General features: G+C 56.8%; 17 protein-coding genes. 7 read left to right on the top strand and 10 right to left on the bottom strand.

All coding sequences use genetic code 11. The features are described 5' to 3' along the window. Positions 1-188 precede the first annotated feature (188 nt). Positions 189-1,208, top strand: a complete 1,020-nt coding sequence (gene galR, locus N6G83_RS38730) for an HTH-type transcriptional regulator GalR (RefSeq protein ID WP_024485039.1) — start codon at positions 189-191, stop codon at positions 1,206-1,208. Here galR and N6G83_RS38735 read toward each other — a convergent pair. Further along, the gene (locus tag N6G83_RS38735) at positions 1,205-1,660 is read right to left on the bottom strand and encodes a GNAT family N-acetyltransferase (RefSeq protein ID WP_199061449.1); all 456 of its coding nucleotides are present in this window, start codon (positions 1,658-1,660) and stop codon (positions 1,205-1,207) included. The genes galR and N6G83_RS38735 overlap by 4 nt on opposite strands. 182 nt (positions 1,661-1,842) lie before the next feature. Between N6G83_RS38735 and N6G83_RS38740 the strand changes: the two genes are divergently transcribed. Further along, positions 1,843-2,850 carry a LacI family DNA-binding transcriptional regulator gene (locus tag N6G83_RS38740; RefSeq protein WP_199061451.1) on the top strand — a complete coding sequence of 336 codons (1,008 nt, stop codon included), beginning with the start codon at positions 1,843-1,845 and terminating at the stop codon, positions 2,848-2,850. Here the strand turns inward: N6G83_RS38740 and lysA are convergent. After that, on the bottom strand, positions 2,847-4,103 hold the full coding sequence (gene lysA, locus N6G83_RS38745; RefSeq protein WP_186529078.1) for a diaminopimelate decarboxylase: 1,257 nt from the start codon (positions 4,101-4,103) through the stop codon (positions 2,847-2,849). The genes N6G83_RS38740 and lysA overlap by 4 nt on opposite strands. Positions 4,104-4,225: 122 nt before the next feature. Between lysA and N6G83_RS38750 the strand changes: the two genes are divergently transcribed. Next, positions 4,226-5,149: a LysR family transcriptional regulator gene (locus N6G83_RS38750; RefSeq protein WP_024529464.1), complete on the top strand. Its 924-nt coding sequence runs from the start codon at positions 4,226-4,228 to the stop codon at positions 5,147-5,149. Here N6G83_RS38750 and N6G83_RS38755 read toward each other — a convergent pair. Then, complete coding sequence (locus N6G83_RS38755; protein ID WP_024529463.1) at positions 5,146-6,054, bottom strand: LysR family transcriptional regulator; 909 nt, start codon at positions 6,052-6,054, stop codon at positions 5,146-5,148. The two genes, N6G83_RS38750 and N6G83_RS38755, sit on opposite strands and share 4 nt — an antisense overlap. A 109-nt stretch (positions 6,055-6,163) precedes the next feature. Between N6G83_RS38755 and N6G83_RS38760 the strand changes: the two genes are divergently transcribed. From N6G83_RS38760 to N6G83_RS38770, 3 genes are all read left to right on the top strand, one after another. After that, positions 6,164-7,048: an MBL fold metallo-hydrolase gene (locus N6G83_RS38760; RefSeq protein ID WP_024529462.1), complete on the top strand. Its 885-nt coding sequence runs from the start codon at positions 6,164-6,166 to the stop codon at positions 7,046-7,048. Positions 7,049-7,066: 18 nt separating this feature from the next. After that, complete coding sequence (locus N6G83_RS38765; protein ID WP_211134353.1) at positions 7,067-7,705, top strand: DsbA family protein; 639 nt, start codon at positions 7,067-7,069, stop codon at positions 7,703-7,705. A gap of 237 nt (positions 7,706-7,942) precedes the next feature. Then, complete coding sequence (locus N6G83_RS38770) at positions 7,943-9,676, top strand: ABC transporter ATP-binding protein/permease (protein WP_074031384.1); 1,734 nt, start codon at positions 7,943-7,945, stop codon at positions 9,674-9,676. A 57-nt stretch (positions 9,677-9,733) separates the two neighbouring features. Here N6G83_RS38770 and agaF read toward each other — a convergent pair whose 3' ends face one another. Genes agaF through agaR form a run of 6 tightly spaced genes read right to left on the bottom strand, consistent with a single transcriptional unit; the run spans position 9,734 to position 14,414 of the window. Continuing rightward, positions 9,734-10,168 carry a PTS galactosamine/N-acetylgalactosamine transporter subunit IIA gene (gene agaF, locus N6G83_RS38775; RefSeq protein ID WP_024529459.1) on the bottom strand — a complete coding sequence of 145 codons (435 nt, stop codon included), beginning with the start codon at positions 10,166-10,168 and terminating at the stop codon, positions 9,734-9,736. Between the two features lie 10 nt (positions 10,169-10,178). Then, positions 10,179-11,072, bottom strand: coding sequence for a PTS system mannose/fructose/sorbose family transporter subunit IID (locus tag N6G83_RS38780; protein WP_065684136.1), 894 nt, complete (start codon positions 11,070-11,072; stop codon positions 10,179-10,181). Beyond that, complete coding sequence (gene agaW / locus N6G83_RS38785) at positions 11,062-11,841, bottom strand: PTS N-acetylgalactosamine transporter subunit IIC (protein ID WP_021179850.1); 780 nt, start codon at positions 11,839-11,841, stop codon at positions 11,062-11,064. Before agaW ends, N6G83_RS38780 begins: the two co-directional genes overlap by 11 nt. Positions 11,842-11,855: 14 nt before the next feature. Next, positions 11,856-12,332, bottom strand: coding sequence for a PTS N-acetylgalactosamine transporter subunit IIB (gene agaV, locus N6G83_RS38790; protein WP_211134352.1), 477 nt, complete (start codon positions 12,330-12,332; stop codon positions 11,856-11,858). A gap of 1 nt (position 12,333) precedes the next feature. Continuing rightward, on the bottom strand, positions 12,334-13,617 hold the full coding sequence (locus tag N6G83_RS38795) for a D-tagatose-bisphosphate aldolase, class II, non-catalytic subunit (RefSeq protein ID WP_211134351.1): 1,284 nt from the start codon (positions 13,615-13,617) through the stop codon (positions 12,334-12,336). Between the two features lie 20 nt (positions 13,618-13,637). Continuing rightward, complete coding sequence (gene agaR, locus N6G83_RS38800) at positions 13,638-14,414, bottom strand: transcriptional repressor AgaR (protein WP_037375671.1); 777 nt, start codon at positions 14,412-14,414, stop codon at positions 13,638-13,640. A 696-nt stretch (positions 14,415-15,110) separates the two neighbouring features. Between agaR and N6G83_RS38805 the strand changes: the two genes are divergently transcribed. Then, positions 15,111-16,325: an MFS transporter gene (locus tag N6G83_RS38805; RefSeq protein ID WP_260524122.1), complete on the top strand. Its 1,215-nt coding sequence runs from the start codon at positions 15,111-15,113 to the stop codon at positions 16,323-16,325. Between the two features lie 366 nt (positions 16,326-16,691). Here N6G83_RS38805 and N6G83_RS38810 read toward each other — a convergent pair whose 3' ends face one another. Then, complete coding sequence (locus tag N6G83_RS38810) at positions 16,692-18,344, bottom strand: multidrug ABC transporter permease/ATP-binding protein (protein ID WP_211134349.1); 1,653 nt, start codon at positions 18,342-18,344, stop codon at positions 16,692-16,694. Positions 18,345-18,494: the final 150 nt, after the last annotated feature.

Genomic DNA, 18,494 nt, shown 5'->3' on the forward strand with positions numbered 1-18,494 from the left:
TCAGCCGCTCCGGATCGCAGGAGCCTGCATGCTGTGCCCGTTAACCCTGGATCCGCTTGGGCGAAAAGGTGGATTTAAAAACCATAAATGCAACACTCACCACAAGTTAACGATACCAGCCCTTGCGGCGCGCGATTTTTTCCGCAAAACTGAGGAATGTAAGCGATTACCCAGGAAGTGTTGCAGATATGGCCACGATTAAGGATGTTGCCAGGCTGGCGGGTGTTTCCGTCGCCACGGTGTCCCGCGTAATAAATAATTCCCCGAAAGCCAGCGAAAGTTCACGGACCGCCGTGCTGGCCGCCATGGAAGGATTGCAGTATCACCCCAACGCCAATGCCCGTGCGCTGGCACAGCAATCCACCGAAACCCTGGGCCTGATTGTCTCTGACGTTTCCGATCCCTTCTTTGGTGCCATGGTAAAAGCCGTGGAGCAGGTGGCCTACGCCACGCATAATTTTCTGCTGATTGGTAACGGTTACCACAATGCCGAAAAAGAGCGCCAGGCCATTGAGCAACTGGTGCGTCATCGCTGTGCGGCCTTGGTGGTGCATGCCAAGAAGCTGACCGACGATGAGCTAACCGTCTGGATGCGCCAGATCCCAGGCATGGTGCTGATCAACCGTACGCTGCCTGGCTTTGAGCCCCGCTGCGTAGCGCTTGACGATCGCTATGGTGCCTGGCTGGCCACCCGTCATCTGATCCAGCAGGGCCACCAGCGGATCGCCTTCATCTGCTCCAACCACCAGATTTCAGATGCTACCGATCGATTGCAGGGCTACCTGGACGCATTGGAAGAGCACGGTATTGCGGTGGATGAGAAGCTGGTTGCCTACGGCAAGCCGGATGAGATTGGCGGCGAGCAGGCCATGACCGAGTTACTGGGCCGTGGTAAGCAGTTTACCGCCATCACCTGCTATAACGATCCGATGGCCGCCGGGGCGCTTTCGGTACTCAGTGATAACAGCGTGGACGTTCCAGGCCAGATTTCGCTGATTGGTTTTGATGACGTACTGATTTCGCGCTATCTGCGCCCACGCCTGACCACTATCCGCTACCCGGTGGTGGCGATGGCGACGCAAGCAGCAGAGCTGGCATTAGCGCTGGCCAACAACCAGCCGCTACCGGAGATCACCAATATGTTCAGCCCGACGCTGGTACGCCGCCATTCGGTCGCCAGCATCAATAACGCTTTCGAGCAAAACTAATCTAGCAGGCGGTGGTAGAGGCGCACGGGGCGATCCGGGTACTCCAGCGCCTCGCCGATGTGCTGCCAGCCATGGCGTTCGTAATAACCGCTAAACTCAGCATACAGATACAGCTCCTTGAACCCGGCCCGGCGGCTGTATTCCTGCACATATTGCTGGAGCTGCAGCCCCAGCCCGCTGCCGCGCTGGCTCTCCTCAACGTAAAGCGCGGCCAGCCACGGCGTTAAATCCTGGCGGCTGATCAAATCACAGCGCCACAGCCCCACGGTGCCTACCGGCTTGTCATCCAACAGGGCAATAAAGGTGATGGGCAAACCTTCATGCCGCAGGCTGCTGGCCACCACGCTGGCAAAAAATTCCCGGCTGTTTTCGCAGCCAAACGCCTGCCACTGCCAGTCGATAACCTGTTGCTGATGCTGCGGATAGTCCGCCAGATGCACGATACGAAACACGCTAATCCCCTCTGAAAAATGCCTTAAACGCCAGCACCGTCAGTGTACGCGAATCAATGCATGGGTGCCCCAACAACATATGTTGCTGAATTTGTAGGAGTCGAACATGTTCGACGCGATCTAACCCTATGCTAGACTCAGCAATATTTACCGCAGCGGACGTTGAAAGAGGGTAGCCATTGATGATCACCATGTTGGATGTTTCCATGCGCGCGGGGGTATCCAAAGCCACGGTTTCCCGCGTTTTAAATGGCACCGGCCAGGTGAAGAAGAGCACGCGTGATGCGGTGTTCAAGGCAATGGATGAGTTGGGCTACCGGCCAAACTTTCTCGCCCAATCGCTGGCCAATAAAAGCTCCAACAGCATTGGGCTGGTGGTATCCAATTTTGACGGCCCCTACTTTGGCCGTTTGCTGCGCCAGGCCGCCAAACTGATCGAAGCCAGCGGCAAGCACCTGATCGTCACCGACGGCCACGACACGCCAGAAGATGAATTACAGGCGGTACGGCTGCTGGCGGATCGCCGTTGCGACGCGATTATCCTGTACACCCGCTTTATGGGCGAAAGTGCCCTGATGAAGTTGCTGGAAGACCTGCCGGTTCCGGTGATGGTCATTAACCGCGATCTGCCGCAGGCTCGTGAACGCTGCGTGTTCTTCGAACAGCAACAGGCCGCCTTCAACGTGGTGGATTATCTGATCGGTCAAGGGCACCGTGAGATCGCCTGCATCACCGGGCCAATTGATACACCCACTGCCCAATCCCGCTTGGCGGGTTACCGTCAGGCGTTGGAACACCATCAGATAGCGTTCAATGATGCCCTGATCACCAACGGTGATAGTAGCGTACCTGGCGGATACCTTAGCTGTAAGGCCCTGCTGGCTAGCGGCAACGCATTCAGCGCGCTGTTTGCCAGCAACGATGATATGGCCATCGGCGCGATGAAGGCCCTGCACCAGGCTGGCAAACGCCTGCCTGAGGACGTTTCGCTGTTTGGTTTCGACGATGAGCCAAGCGCCGCCTATCTGCAACCGGCGTTATCCACCGTCTACCTGCCGATCGACGCGATGATCGAAGCGGCGATCGCCCAGGCCCTGCGTCTGATCAACGGCGAAGCGCTGCAACCGCTAACGCCGTTTGTCGGTGAGTTAAAACTGCGTGAGTCCGTGGTACCTGGCCCCTACGCTTAAATTAACTCCAGCCCGATCAATTCTTCAATCGTCTGGCGGCGACGGATCAGCCGAGGCTCACCGTTTTCAAACAGCACTTCCGGCAGCAACGGGCGGCTGTTGTAGTTGGAGGACATCGACGAGCCATAGGCTCCGGTGTCATGGAATACCAGATAATCACCGACCCGCACCTGCGGCAACGGACGGGTTTCAATACCGCCCCCCGCTTGCTGGGTAAACACATCACCCGACTCACACAGTGGCCCGGCGATCACGGTGTCTTGCAATGGTTGGTTATCAGTATTGCGGCCGTCGGCGGGCAGTAGGGAAATATGGTGATAGCTGCCATACATCGCCGGACGCATCAAATCGTTAAACCCAGCGTCCACCAGGACAAAGTGGCGGCTGCCCATCTGTTTTACCGAACGCACTTCGGCCACCAGCACGCCTGCTTCGGCCATCAGGAAACGCCCCGGCTCGATTTCCAACTTCACCGGATGGCCCAGATGTGCGGCAACTCGCTCACGTGCCCGGTTCCACAGGCCGTAATAGTGTTCGGTATTGATCGCCTCTTCCCCTTGCTGATAAGGGATAGAAAGGCCGCCACCGGCGGAAATAGCCGTAATGTCCTGCCCCAGGGCAATCACCTGCTGCACCATCGCATCACACACGCGCTCCAGGTGCTGGTAATCCACCCCGGAACCGATGTGCATATGCAGCCCGATCAGTTTCAGGCCATATTGCTGCACCTTGGCGACCGCCTGCGGCAGATCGGCATACCAGATACCGTGCTTGCTGTTTTCACCGCCGGTATTGGTTTTCTGGCTGTGGCCGTGGCCAAAACCAGGATTGATCCGCAGCCATACCGGATGCCCGGCAGACACCTGGCCAAGCTGCTCCAGCATATCGATAGAACCGGCGTTGACCGGGATTTTCAATTCACTGACGCGTGCCAGAGTGGCGTGATCCAGCACATCGGCGGTAAACACGATATCTTCGCCACCCGGCTCAAAACCGGCTTTTAACGCACGCTCGATTTCCCCCAGCGACACCGAATCCACCTTGACGCCCTGCTCGCGCATCAGGCGCAGAATATGAATATTCGAGCAGGCTTTCTGAGCAAAACGGATCACGTCAAAGTGCTGCAACTGGCTGATACGCTGGCTGATGATAGCCGCATCATAGGCCCAGACCGGGCAACCAAAGCGTTGGGGCAGCGCCAGCAGATTGGCGGCGTTCAGGGCGGTAGAGGTGTCGTTCAAGGAGCGTGGCATGGTTCGGTTCCCATAATCAAATTTTCCACCATCATGCCGCAGCGGCCACGGTGTGAAAAATATCTATTTCGCCATAGTCTATTCATTTATGATATGGTTTTTCCTCTCCGTGGAGTTTCGCCATGTATGCCATTACCCTGCGCCAGATTGAGATTTTCCACGCGGTGATGACCACCGGCAATCTGACCGAAGCGGCGGCGCTGCTGCAAACCTCACAACCGACCGTCAGCCGCGAGCTTGCCCGCTTCGAGAAGCTAATCCAATTGCAACTGTTCGACCGCGTACGTGGCCGCCTTTACCCGACGGTGCAAGGCTTGCGGCTGTTTGAAGAAGTGCAGCGCTCCTATTACGGCCTGGATCGCATCAAGAATGCAGCCGCCGGTATCCGGCAATTCCAGCAGGCGCAGCTTTCCATTGCCTGTCTGCCGGTGTTTTCCCAATCGCTGCTGCCTGCCGTGTGCAAACCTTTTGTTGATCGTTATCCGGAAGTGAGCTTCAGCGTGATCCCGCAGGAGTCACCGTTGCTGGAAGAGTGGCTTTCGGCACAGCGCCACGATCTGGGCCTGACGGAGAATACCCTGACGCCCGCTGGCACCGAGCGCATGACGCTGATGACGATGAATGAGGTGTGTGTGCTGCCTGCCGGGCACCCATTGCTTGCGAAAAGCACGCTGACGCCGCAGGACTTCAACGCAGAAAACTTTATCAGCCTGTCGAACACCGACAGCTATCGACAACTGCTGGATGCGCTGTTCCATGAACAAGGCATCGAGCGCCGGATGGTGATGGAGACCCACAGCGCCGCTTCGGTCTGTGCGATGGTCAAGGCTGGAGTCGGCATCTCGATCGTCAACCCACTGACCGCGTTGGATTACGCCAATAATGGTGTTCATGTGCGGCCCTTCAGCGTCGAGGTACCGTTTACCGTGAGCCTGATCCGCCCGCTGCACCGCCCCTCTTCCGCACTGGTCACCGCCTTTGTGCAGCACTTGCAGCAGCAGGCGCAACAGTTGCCCGCCCGCCTGGCTTCGGTTATCCAACGCTAGCGCAGCGTGGCACGCCAGCCAGGATCGGTGGCAAACCATTCCACCAGGAAATCCAGCATGGTACGCAACGTGGCGGGCATTTGGCGGCGCGAGGTGTAGATGCCGTAGATCCCCATCGTCTGTGACAAATACCCCGGTAACAGTTCCACCAACTCCCCCTTTGCCAACAGTGGCGCAGCAGAATAATAAGGTTGCATGGAGATCCCCGCACCTTGCAGCGTTCCTGCCAACAGCACCACCGATTCGTTGGCACTGAGGTTGCCACTGACCGCCACCGCCGACTTCACGCCTTGCTCATCAAAGTGCCACAGGCTTTTACCAAAGTAGGAATAGGTGAGGCAGTTGTGCAGGGCTAAATCTTGCGGGTGACGCGGGGTACCATGAGCGGCCAGATAGGCTGGAGACGCACAGATCACCGAAGCGCAGTTGGAAAGTGGCCGGGCAATCAGATTGGGATCCAGTTCATTGGTGATGCGTAGTGCCAGATCGATCCGCTCTTCCACCAGATTGACCGCTCGGTTATTCATTTGCAGATCCACCGCCACCTGAGGATGACGCTTCAGGTACTGCGCCACCGCCCCCACCAGCGCCGTTTGGCCAAGCGATTGCGAACAGGTGATTCGTAGCAGGCCACGTAAATCGTCACTCTGCTCGTTTTCCACCAGATCGATATCTTTCGCTACCGCCAGCATTTGGCGGCAACGTTCCAAGGTGCGCTCTCCGGCATCGGTCAGGCTGAGCCTACGCGTAGTACGGTGCAGCAGCCGCGCCCCGGCCCATTGTTCCATCTGCGCCAGATAGCGCGTCACCATAGCTCGCGACATTGCCAGGGTATCCGCTGCCGCAATCATGCTGCCGCGTTCGACGATAGTGACAAAAACCTCTGCGGCGGTAATGCGATCCATGATTCGCTCGATTTACGCAATGAATAATTGCTTATTATCCGGTTTTTCTCCCGTTCTATGCAACCTATCATCTGACCAACGATAACAAACACCCAAAAGGCACCTGCACATGTTTAAGAAATCATTACTGACTCTGGCCGCAACCGGCTTCGTTTCACTCAGCACCTTCGCCACTGCGGCTAATACTCTGACCCTGGAAGTGTACAACCCAGGCGAAAAGAGCGTTTTCCCGGTCTCTTCCGAGATTGTCAGCGGCCCACATGAAGTGGCGCTGATCGATGCCCAATTCCAGCGTAACGACGCGCAGGAGCTGGTGAAAAAGATTAAGGCTACCGGTAAAAAGCTGACCACGGTCTATATCAGCCATTCGGATCCGGATTTCTATTTCGGCCTGGATGTGATCAAAGCCGCCTTCCCGGAGGCAAATATCATTGCTTCACCGGAAACGATCAAAGCGATCAATGCAACCCAGGCAGGTAAACTCGCCTATTGGGGGCCGATCCTGAAGGAGAATGCGCCGAAAACCGTGATCGTGCCGCAGCCGTTGCAAGGCAGCAGCTTTAGCATCGATGGCCAGCAGGTCGAAGTGAAAGGCCTCAATGGCCCAACGCCGGATCGCACCTTTGTGTGGATCCCGTCGTTGAAAGCTGTGGTGGGTGGCGTACCGGTGGCCGGTGACAATATTCATCCGTGGATTGCGGATAATCAGACCGTCGAGTCACGCGCTCATTGGCAGCAAACGCTGGAAAGCATCAAGGCGCTGAAACCGCTGGTAGTAGTTCCAGGGCACTTCCTGCCAGGAGCGGCACAAACGCTGGAGTCGGTGACCTTTACCCACAATTACCTGACCACGCTGGAAAGTGAGTTGCCAAAAACCAAGAACTCCGCTGAACTGATCGCGGCCATGCAGCAGCACTATCCAAAACTGCAAGATGGTTCTAGCCTGGAACTGAGCGCCAAGGTACTGAAAGGCGAAATGAAGTGGCCGCAGTAAAGCGGTAGGAGCAAAAACATGACGACCCTGCATTACATTTTCGATCCGCTGTGTGGCTGGTGTTACGGTGCAGCACCGCTGGCCAAGGCCGCGCAGGCTATTCAGGGCCTGACCGTTGCCCTGCACGCCGGTGGCATGATGACCGGCAATGCCCGCCGAACCATCAACGAGGAATGGCGCAATTACGTGATGCCGCATGATAAGCGGATTGCCGGGCTAACCGGCCAGCCTTTCGGCGACGGTTACTTCAACGGACTGCTGCGAGACACCACGGCGGTGATGGACTCTGAACCACCGATCGTTGCGATCCTGGCCGCTGAACAGCTCGCCGGACGGGGCCTGGATATGCTGCACCGTATTCAGGAAGCCCACTACCGGGAAGGGCGACGTATTGCCGATGCGCCAGTGTTGGAAGCGCTGGCGAAAGAGTTGGGCCTGGATCCTGCTGCCTTTATTGCCGAGATGCGTTTGAACAGCGGCGCGCCAACGGCACAGCATATCGCCGACAGCCGCGCACTGCTCGCCAAAGTCCGTGGGCATGGCTTCCCAACCTTTGCCCTGGAGGATAATCAAGGGCGGCTATCCCAGATCCCCGTGCAGGAGTATTTGGGAAATGTTGAAGGCTGGAAAGCATTACTGAAAGATGCCGTAAAATAAATCTGCCGGGGCGAGCACATGTTCGCCCCGAACATAGTTGTAACAATTTCATTTTGTGTTGTGATTTGCCGCCGCGCCAAAGACGCCTTCGCCTTACGCTACTCAACGTTACTAGCGCTCGTTTTATCTCTGCTGTATTGCAAATAATGAGCCACGTCAAAACTGCTTACATGTGGCGGTTTGTTTGTTACCAACCTCGTGCCCATGCTAGAAGAAAACGATACCTTCTGGATTTTTATGAACACGAGCACCACACAAAAACAAGCCGTCTGGCAGTTGATCAAACCCTTTTGGGTTTCGGAAGAAAAATGGCGCGCCTGGGCGATGCTGATCGCCATCGTGGGCCTATCCCTGGGGCTGGTTTATATCAGCGTGCTGATCAACCAGTGGAACCAGGTGTTCTACGATGCCCTGCAGAATAAAAACTACCCGGTGTTCAAAGCCCAGCTGTGGCGCTTTACCTATCTGGCATTATCTTTCATCGTGCTGGCGGTCTACAAAATCTACCTGACCCAGGGCCTACAGATGCGCTGGCGGCGCTGGATGACGGAAAAATTTATGGGCAAGTGGCTGGCGCACCAGGCCTATTACCATACCGAACAACAGCAGATTATCGATAACCCCGATCAGCGTATCTCTGACGATCTCAACGTCCTGACCCAGTACACCTTATCTTTGTCGCTCGGCCTGCTCTCCAGCCTGGTGACACTCTGTTCGTTTATTACCATTCTCTGGCATATCAGCGGGCCGATGACCTTCGTGATCGCCCAGCATGCCATTACCCTCCCAGGCTATATGGTGTGGTTTGCCCTGTTGTACGCGGTACTGGGATCCTTACTGATCTGGTGGGTCGGCAAGCCTCTGGTTATGCTCGGCTTTAATCAGGAACGTTATGAGGCGAACTTCCGTTTCGGGCTGATCCGTATTCGTGAAAATAACGATGCCATCGCGCTGTATCACGGTGAACCACGAGAGAAACAGCAGCTAAGTAACCGCTTTGAGGCCATCCGCAGTAACTGGTGGTCGATCATGCGTATTACCCGGCGGCTGAATATCGCCAGTAATTTCTACAGCCAGTTTGCCATTGTCTTTCCGCTGCTGGTGGCGGCGCCACGCTATTTCTCAGGTGCGATCCAAATGGGCGGACTGATGCAAATCTCCTCCGCATTCGGCCAGGTGCAAGGGTCGCTGTCGTGGTTTATCGACGCGTTTACCGATCTGGCCACCTGGAAAGCCTGCGTTAACCGTCTGGCTGGCTTTAACGCGGCGGTGGACGAGGTGCATAACCAGAGCCGCGGTATCAGCCTGCAACAGGAAGACCACTCACCGCTGATGCTGCGCGATGTTGGCCTTACGCTGCCCGATGGACAGCCTCTGTTAAGTGCAGCAACCATGACGCTGAAACGCGGCGAGCGCGTGCTGGTCGTTGGCCCTTCTGGCTGTGGTAAATCAACGCTGCTGCGTGCCATTGCCGGGATCTGGCCTTACGGCTCCGGTGAAATCGGCCTGGATAATCACCTCACGACGCTGTTCCTACCGCAGCGCAGCTATATCCCGATCGGTACGCTGCGTGAAGCGCTGAGCTATCCGCATCAGGATAAAGACTACAGCGATGAGCAGCTGTTGAAAGTCCTGGAAAACTGCCGGCTGAAACACCTGCAACGCTGGCTGGATACCAGCGCCAACTGGAGCCATCGCCTTTCACCGGGCGAGCAGCAGCGATTGGCGTTTGCCCGTGCGATCCTTACCCGCCCGGATGTACTGTTCCTGGATGAGGCCACCAGCGCGTTGGATGATGAAACCGAGCAATTGATGTATTGCCTGCTGGTTGACGAACTGCCGGAGGTCACGCTGGTCAGCGTGGCACACCGCAACAGCGTGGCGAAATATCATCAGACCTGCTGGCGTTTCAGCCGTAATGAAAATGGCCCGGCCCAGATGGCGCTTAGCCCGTTGCCGATGCCGAGTTAGCCTCAATAGCTCCTCTCACTCCCCCCTTTGGAAGGGTTGGAGTGAGAGGGCACCTGATTAAATCCCATCAGCCTCGGCGTTGGCGCATTTCACCTTACGCCGTTCATGCCACAGGCTGGTCAAGCCACGTTTGCCGCAGGCCAGCGCCATGTCACGGAACTCGGTCAGGCTCAGCCCTTCACGCTCCAGCATCATTTCGGCAGCCAACTGCATATTAACCCCGGTCAGCACCTCACAGTTGCCATGCGCATCGGCCAACTCGCAGGCACTACGGAAAGGCGATCCCCCCAACATATCGGTAAGGAACACCACGCCGTCCGCTTGCTCTACCGCTTGCAGCGCGGCACTCAACTCCACTTTCAGCTCCGCCGTCCCCATATGGACAGGGAAGTCCACCGCGATACAGGCAGGCTGTTCTCCTACCACCTGTTCTACCGCCTGCAGCAGGCCACTGGCGAAGCCGCCGTGGCCGGTAATGACAATTCCTGGCATGTTCTCTTCCTCACAGCAAACCGATAAATTTACCCACTACGCCGATCACCACCGTCACACCGATCAGTTTCACCGGTGAGAAACCGCGCTTCATCAGGAAGAACACCAGCAACGTGAAACACAGCGGCAACAGGTTGGGCATCAACTTATCGAGCACGTCCGTTTGCAACGCCACGGTGGCCTTACCGGCATGCATGATCAGCGGCGTAGAAAGATGTACATAAGAGGCCACCAGCGCACCGATGACCGTCATGCCCACGATCGACGCCGCATGGGATATTCGTTTGGTATGGGTTTTCAACAGCGTCAGCGCACTGGTACCCGCCTGATAGCCATAGTGCGCCAGCCCAAAGCGCAACCCGAAGTGGAACACGTTGAACAACAGCAGGAACACTATCGGCCCAAACAGGCTGCCTTCCAGCGCCAGAGATGCCCCGATGCCCGCACAAATCGGCAACAGCGTCAGCCAGAACAGCGCATCACCAATGCCTCCCAACGGCCCCATCAGCGCCACTTTCACCGCTCGAATGGTGGAGACTTTCTCCTTATTTTGCTCCATCGCCAGTACCAACCCCGATAGGAAGGTAACGTCGAAGGGATGCACGTTGATAAACTCCATATGCATCTTCATCGAATTCGCCAGATCCTGAGGATTGCGGTGGATCTTGCGCAAGCCCGGGATCAAGGTGTACAACCAGCCACCGGCCTGCATACGTTCATAGTTGAATGATGCCTGCAGTAACAGCGAACGCCAGGCCATGCGGTTGATATCACTGCGCGTCAGCGCCTCTGCCGGGCGGCTATCAACGTAGTCGTCCTGCTCTACCTGGCTGGTGGCCAATGCCTGTTCCAGGCGTTTTGCTGCTTTTTGCGCCAGCAGATCGTCAGAGTCATTAAATGCCATCTTCAGCGTCCTCCGGTTGAACAGGCTTCCTGGTCACATCCGCATCTGCCCGTTGACTGTTAAAGAAATCGATCAGCGCGATCGCCAATGCCCCCAGTGCCACCGCCAAGATCGGCAGCTTAAGGAAAGTCACCGAAATAAAGCCGAGGATGAAATACGCCACGTAGGTTTTCTTCATCATCACTTTCATCAGCAGTGAGAAGCCGATCGCCGGCATCATACCGCCCGCCACCGCCAGCCCATCCAGCAGCCAGGTCGGCGCTTTCTGCACCATGGCGCTGGCCGCATCGGCACCGAAGTAAATCGGCAAAAACGCCACCACAAAATAGAAAACAAACAGGATACTGATGCCGAGGTAGTTCACTCGCTCAACGCCACGCCAGTTCAGTTCCTGCACCATGCGATCGCAGCGGTGCATCATGGGTGAAAATGCGGTGAACAGCAGCGTGATGCAGCCCTGTACCGCAATGGCGAACGGCACCGCCACGCCAATGGCCACCTTGGGATCGGCCTTGGTGAGGATGGCAAACGCCGTGCCGACCACCCCGCCGATAACCACGTTAGGCGGCTGCGCACCGGCCAGTGGCACCATGCCCATCCACACTAGTTCCAGCGTCCCGCCTACCAGCAAGCCGGTAGTGACATCCCCCAGGATCAGGCCAACCAGCGGCCCCATCACTACCGGGCGGTGGAAGTGGGTCAGGCCGTCAAACAGGTCGACCCCGGCCAGCCCCGCGAGTAATGCAATCAATAACGCGTCAGTTAACATGCTTCCCCCTGCGCTCAAGCGAGCAGTTTGCCTATCGCTTCACCGGCTTCATCCGGCACTCGGCGCACCTCGCAGGCTACGCCCAACGCCGCCAGCTCACGAAAGGCGGCAATATCATCGTCATCCACCGAGACCGTTTTGTGGATTTGCCGTTTCCCTGCGGCGAAGTGCATATTGCCAACGTTGACAAAAGTGATGGGCACTCCGCCCTGCACCAGTTTCAATGCGTCCTGCGGCGTTTTGCACACCAGAAAAATCTTTTGCCGATCCGCCGCCTTATGGATCACGTCGATGGTTTTTTGCAGGGTGAAGTACCGAGTCTGCACGCCTTCCGCCACCACCATGTCCATCAGGTTTTGCTGTACCGGATCGGCGGCGGCGTCATCGTTGGCCACTACCACCAGATTGGCTCCCAGCGTGTTGGTCCAGGTCACCCCTACCTGGCCATGCACCAGGCGATTATCGATACGGGTCATCAGAATATTGGGCATATCAGCGCACCTCCGGGTAACAGGCTGAGTGGTAGTCGTCGAGCACCTGGGTAATTTTGTGGATCACCCAATCTTGCGGATCCTGGCTCAGCTCGCCGGCATTCAAGGCCCGTGCCTGATCGGGTAAATACTGGCTGAGTAAGGCCAGCGGGATTGGATTGCTCCGTAGATTGTCCATCAGCGCATCCACGGCCTGCTGGACCTGTGGCTGCGGCCAGTAATAGCGCACACGATCGCTCAGGCTGTAGTGCCGATCCAGATACTGTTGATGCGGGCTGCCGTGATAATAGCGGCTCCACTGCTGCGGCTGTTCGCGCATCACCTGTTCAAGCGTGGCGCACAGCTGGGCCGAACGATGCTCCCCTAACCATTCACGTTCGATACGATCGAGGGCAAACAGCGCCTCACGCAGCGCAAAAGTGAGCGCAGGGCCAACTTTGAGAATGGCGAAATGGTCACGCACCAGCTGCGAATAAGCCTTCGGTGCCTGGTAGTCGGTCGAGTGGGCCTCATACAGCAACCCCGGTTGGCGTTCGATAAAGCGGCTCAACGCCTGCGCCGCCTGCGGTTGGTAATGTTCGACGCTGTGATGGTCGAACTCGACGCCGGGTTGCACCACCAAGGCGATCACTCGTGACCATACGCTGCTCAGTTCTGCCTGCTGCCAGGCATGACGGTGCGCCTCTAACGTGACGGAGACTGCCTGTGGCGTAGTCACCTGGATGCCTTGCAGCGTTTCCTGCGCACCGCCCGGCACTGGCACTTCGGTTCCGATCACATACACCGGAGCTTCACCACCCGCTTGCTGCCAGGCTCGTTCCGCCACTGCGCACAGGCGAGCCGCACGCTGCGCCACCACTTCATCTCCCAACGGGGTGGGATCGTCAGAGCAGGACATGGAGCAGTCGAGATGGATTTTGCGAAATCCGGCGCGCACATAGTCGTCAATCAAGGTTTCGGATAGCGCCATCGCCTCTTGTGCCGGGCGCTCTTGCCAGGCGTTAGGGCCAAGATGATCGCCCCCCAGCCAAATAGCGCTCCTTGGCAACCCGATGTCATCCGCCATCTGCCACAGCGCATCACGAAACTGTGCGGCGGTCTGGCCGGTGTAGCCGCCAAACTGGTTAACCTGGTTTGACGTCGCCTCGATCAATACCGGCGTGCCACGTGCCTTTGCTTGCCGCAAGGCGGCCTGCAATACCCAAGGATGCGCGGAACAAACGGAAAATATCCCCACCGGCTGGCCGGCCTTGTGCTGCGCTACCAGTTGTAACCACTGCTGCATGAATCCCCCATGATGGCACCCTATTCGCGATCGGCTATCACCACATCTACGCCTAAATCGCTGAGCGCCTGCTGATAATCTTGTGGAAGACGGCTATCTGTGATCAGCCGATGAATTTGCCCGACTTCGCGGATCATGCAAAAGCTCTTGCGACCAAACTTGCTGGCATCCGCTACCGCGATAATTTCGCGCGCCACCTCGCACATCACACGATTGAGGTGTGCCTCACCGGGATGAGGCGTAGTGATCCCCGCAACCAGATCGAAACCGTCGACGCCCAGAAACAGTTTGTCGAAGCGGTACTGGCGCAATTGCTGCTCGGCAGCCGGGCCATAGAGCGAATAGGAGTTCTGCCGGACGCTTCCCCCCAACACCATCACTTCCACCCCGTCGTAGCCTGAAAGCTCATAGGCAATGTTCAGCGCATTGGTCATCACCACCAGATCGCGGCGCGGTTTCAACCAGGGCACGATCTGGGCCGTGGTGGAACCGGAGTCCAGGATCAGCGCATCACCGTCCCGCACGTAGCTTGCCGCTCGGCAGGCAATCTGTGATTTCACATCTCGGTTCAAGCGCCCCTTGTCGTGTAATGGGCGATCGAAGGCAAACTGCTGGTTGAGCATCGCCCCACCATAGGCACGCAGCGCACAGCCTTTGCGTTCCAGAAAGCGCAGATCGTTGCGGATCGTCACCGTGGAAACGGCAAACTGTTTGCTGAGCTGTTCCACCCGCACGCTTCCGTGCTCGCAGAGCAGATCGATAATGTGTTCACGTCGTTTAGCGGTGTTCACTGGCATGAGCAATAGGTCCTCAGGTTTCCGGTTATGGCCGGGAGATGATGGCTTTCGCTCTACTGCGGCGGTATTACAACAAAGCGAAAGCAATGAAATTGTGATCGGGGTTACAGGGCAGTTTTAGCAGCAAATGGGGGTAAAAAGCTTTCGGATCGAAATGAAATGAAACTATTTTCTCGGCGGGCGCGAGAAAAGTGAAATCTGCCGCAGGCCGATAGGGCGGCAGGTTAAGAGTATGTGAAAAATAGCACAGTGAAAGCGGCTTTGGCGGGCAGCAGCGAAAAGGCTTTTCTTTCCTTAGGTGATCAACTTCACAAAACTGTTAATTGGTTCAGTTTAGCCAACCGACACCCAGGTGAGTCACCAGACCGACAATCACCAAAATCACGATCACGGCGATGGTGTAAAGCACGATACGGCGGGGGCTGTAGAAAGAAGACATAGCGATTCCTCACAATAAGTTTACTGCCGTTACTATCCGTTATGGCGGGCAATGCTGCCAGCAATAATTTCCCTCGCGTTGATCAAAGCCACCTGGAGGGTGCCAAGTGCGGTTTCCTTAACCTCTTGTCAGGCGAGGCGATCTTTCCTAAACTGGCGCGTAGATACTGGCAGCCCTGCCAGTACGTAAGCGTTAACGTCAATCAACGCATCTCGTCATGCAGTAATGATTGGCTGCATGCCTGATGCGAGGATCCCATGCCCCAACCCGAACCATCCGCACATTGTGTTGTTAAACGCAGCCGTTTGACGCGTTTCTTATTGCTGGCCGGCATCATGCTGGTGGCAGCTAACCTGCGCGCCCCTTTAACCAGCGTAGGCCCGTTACTGGAACAGATCCAGCACCAACTGATGCTTTCTGCCACCGCCGCCGGGTTACTCAATTCCCTGCCGCTGATCCTGTTTGCGGTGTTATCGCCATTAACGCCGTCGCTGGCCAAACACATTGGGATTGAACGCACACTCGGGCTGGCGCTAATGCTGCTGGTCGCCGGGATCGTGCTACGTTCACAACCGTGGGATGGCATGCTGTGGTTGGGAACGGTGTTGATCGGCGCTGCCATCGCCTTTGCCAACGTGGTGCTACCAACACTGGTAAAACGCGATTTTCCTCATCGGGCTGCGGTGATGATCAGTACCTATGCGGCCGTGATGTCACTGGTGGCCGCTATCGCCTCCGGCATGGCGGTGCCGTTAGCGGCATTCAACGATAACGGCTGGCGTTTTTCACTGCTGTGCTGGAGCCTGCCGGCGTTTATCGCGCTGGCGATCTGGCTACCCCAACTGAAGCGCAAACCCATCCCGGTTCCCCGAACCGGCACGCCGGTGGCCGCAGAAACCTTTCGCTCCCCCTGGAGCAGCGCCCTGGGTTGGCAGGTGGCCCTGTTCATGGGGCTGCAATCCATCACCTTCTACACCATTATCGGTTGGTTCAGCGCCTTTGCCGCCAGCCACGGCACCTCACCGCAGCAGGCGGGGTTCGAGCTGTTTGTTTATCAGATCGTGGCGATCGCCGCCAACTTTGTGATGGTGTTCGCACTGCCACGCGCACGCGACCAGCGGGGGATCGCACTGGTCAGTTCGCTGTTGATCTTTATTGGCGTCGGCGGATTGCTGTTGCTGCCTGCCCACTCGCTTATCTGGCTGATATTTGCCGGGCTGGGGGCGGGGAGTTCACTGGTGCTGGCGCTGTCCTTCTTTGGCTTGCGCAGCCAGCACCATCATCAGGCAACGGTGCTGTCAGGGATGGCACAATCCATCGGCTATCTGCTGGCCGCGCTGGGGCCGACCTTGTTTGGCCTGGTGCATGATTTGACCCAAGGCTGGACGGTGCCGTTGACGATTTTGCTAGGGTTAACGCTGCTACAGATGCTGTTCGGCATCTTGGCCGGGCGTCGCAAGATTATCGGCTGAACCAGGCATGGCATGATCTTCTCCCAGCCAAAGATCCTCGATAAAGCGCTGTTGCCGCTCATTGAGTTGCCAGGATGGCGGAAATCTTAGCGTTTCCGCTAGTAGAACCTCTGTGGTGGGAATGAGTGATTGATTGTCCATCGGCGCGTTCCTGCTCCCCTGGCTACCCTGTTGCCAATTGAAATCGGTACCACGAGCGCAATGCCATGTACCGTTTTCCCCTAGACACAGAGTAAATCATTGGCGGCGATTTTGATTATCGGTATAAACAATCACTCCACAAGCCTAGGCCTATGGGACGACAGATATTCCTCAACCGACTCGTCATGTCGGGGCGAATATTAGCGCCCCGACAAATTCAGCAATTCAATCAAGCTGGCTAACGGAGTCCCGGCTCGCCTGGTGGCGCTCATCCCCAATCAGTTCGCTCAGATGCCCATCTCGCATTTGCAGCAGGCGATCAGCATGTTCAAAGTAATGGTCGTCATGGCTGATAGCAAACACGGTTTTTCCCATTTCGCGCAGTTGCGGCAGTAACTCGCGGTAGAAAGTACGGCGGAACTGAGGATCCTGATCCGCCGCCCACTCATCCAGCAGTAAAATATCCCGCTTTTCAGCCACCGCTAACAACAGGGCCAGGCGCTTGCGCTGCCCTTGCGACAGTTGTGGATTAGTGACGCGCGTACCGTCGAACTCCAATTTGCTTTTCATCTTCAGGCGCTGCAACCAGGTTTCCACCAGTTCGGCGTCCGGTTGTTCTCCTTGCGGCCCCAACAGATGGTGAAACTGGTGGAAATCCGTAAAGATGGCAGAGAACAGGCGGCGATAATCTTCACGATCGGCAACCGTAATCGGTTGACCATCCAGCAGGATCTGCCCACTAACGGGCACATACAGCCCAGTGAGCAGCATGGCCAGCGTCGATTTACCGCTACCGTTGCCGCCAATCAGGAACACCAGTTCGCCACGCCGTAACGTCAAATTGATCGGCCCAACCGCAAACCCTGATTGCTGTTCACCCGCCGCATAGTGGAATGCAACGTCGCGCAGTTCCAGCGTTTGCCACGCGCGAGCCTTTGGAGCCGGAAATGCCGGCTCATAGTCCGCCAGTTTGAGCGTCTTCACTTTATTGAAGGCCACTTCGGCCGCAATCAGCGTCGGGAATGCCCCAACCGCCTGTAATAAGGGGGTACGCAGGAACAATAAGGTCAGGGAATAGGTCGCCGCCACCGTGGTATTCGCCCAGCCCAGGCTGTTTGCCATATAGAACACCAGGCCGATGGCGCCCAGCATCATGATATTCGACCAGTTCACGGCGCTAAGGTGGAAAGTATCTGCGCGGATAATATGGTAACGGTAGTCACCGGCATCGGGCTGGTAAGCCTGCTGGAATAGCATTTTTGCCCGATCGCGGTTCAGCGCCAACTCTTTACGCCCATCGATCGCCGCTTGATAATGCAGATAGAGCCGCTCTTCCGCTTCGCGCACGCTGCTCAGGTGGCTATAAACCCGCGAGACCAGATACCAACTCCCCAAAATGGTGACCGTCACCCATATCGCTGTCACGCCCAGCATGGCAGGCGACAACCAGCCCAGATAGGCAGCCGATCCCAAGGTCAGGATCACCCCCTGAACCAACTCCGGTAGGCGGACAAAAGCAATGGTGATATTGCGAATATCGCTCGACAGGCTAGCCAGCAGTGAGGCACTACCCAACTGCTCCAACCGTTCAATATGGGTATCCAATATTCGCTTCACCAGTTGGCCACGCAGCCGGTAAACAAAATAGTGCCCCAACGAGGTCAACGCCAACTGAGAGCCGAGCGTCACCGCCATCAATAGGGCCAACAGGCCGAGAAACTGCGGCAACACCACTAGCGGGTTACCCGCCGCGCCCATCAGTTGCACGTTAATAAATGCAATGATGCCAATCCCCAACGCCGCACTGGCCATGGTTAACGCCATTACCGCCAGAAACGGCCAGCGATACTGCTGGAACACCACCCGTAACAACTCCATCAGAAACCCTATTCAAAAATCATGCACTGGCGGGCATTGTAGTTGGCGAAAGCGTGATATCAATAACAATTCTCATTTTGTTGGGTGAGCAGATGATGCCCCTGGCCTGGCCGTGCAGGCCAAACGCGGGGCGATGACTAAAGAAAATAG

This window comes from Serratia sp. PL7 (assembly GCF_945957435.1).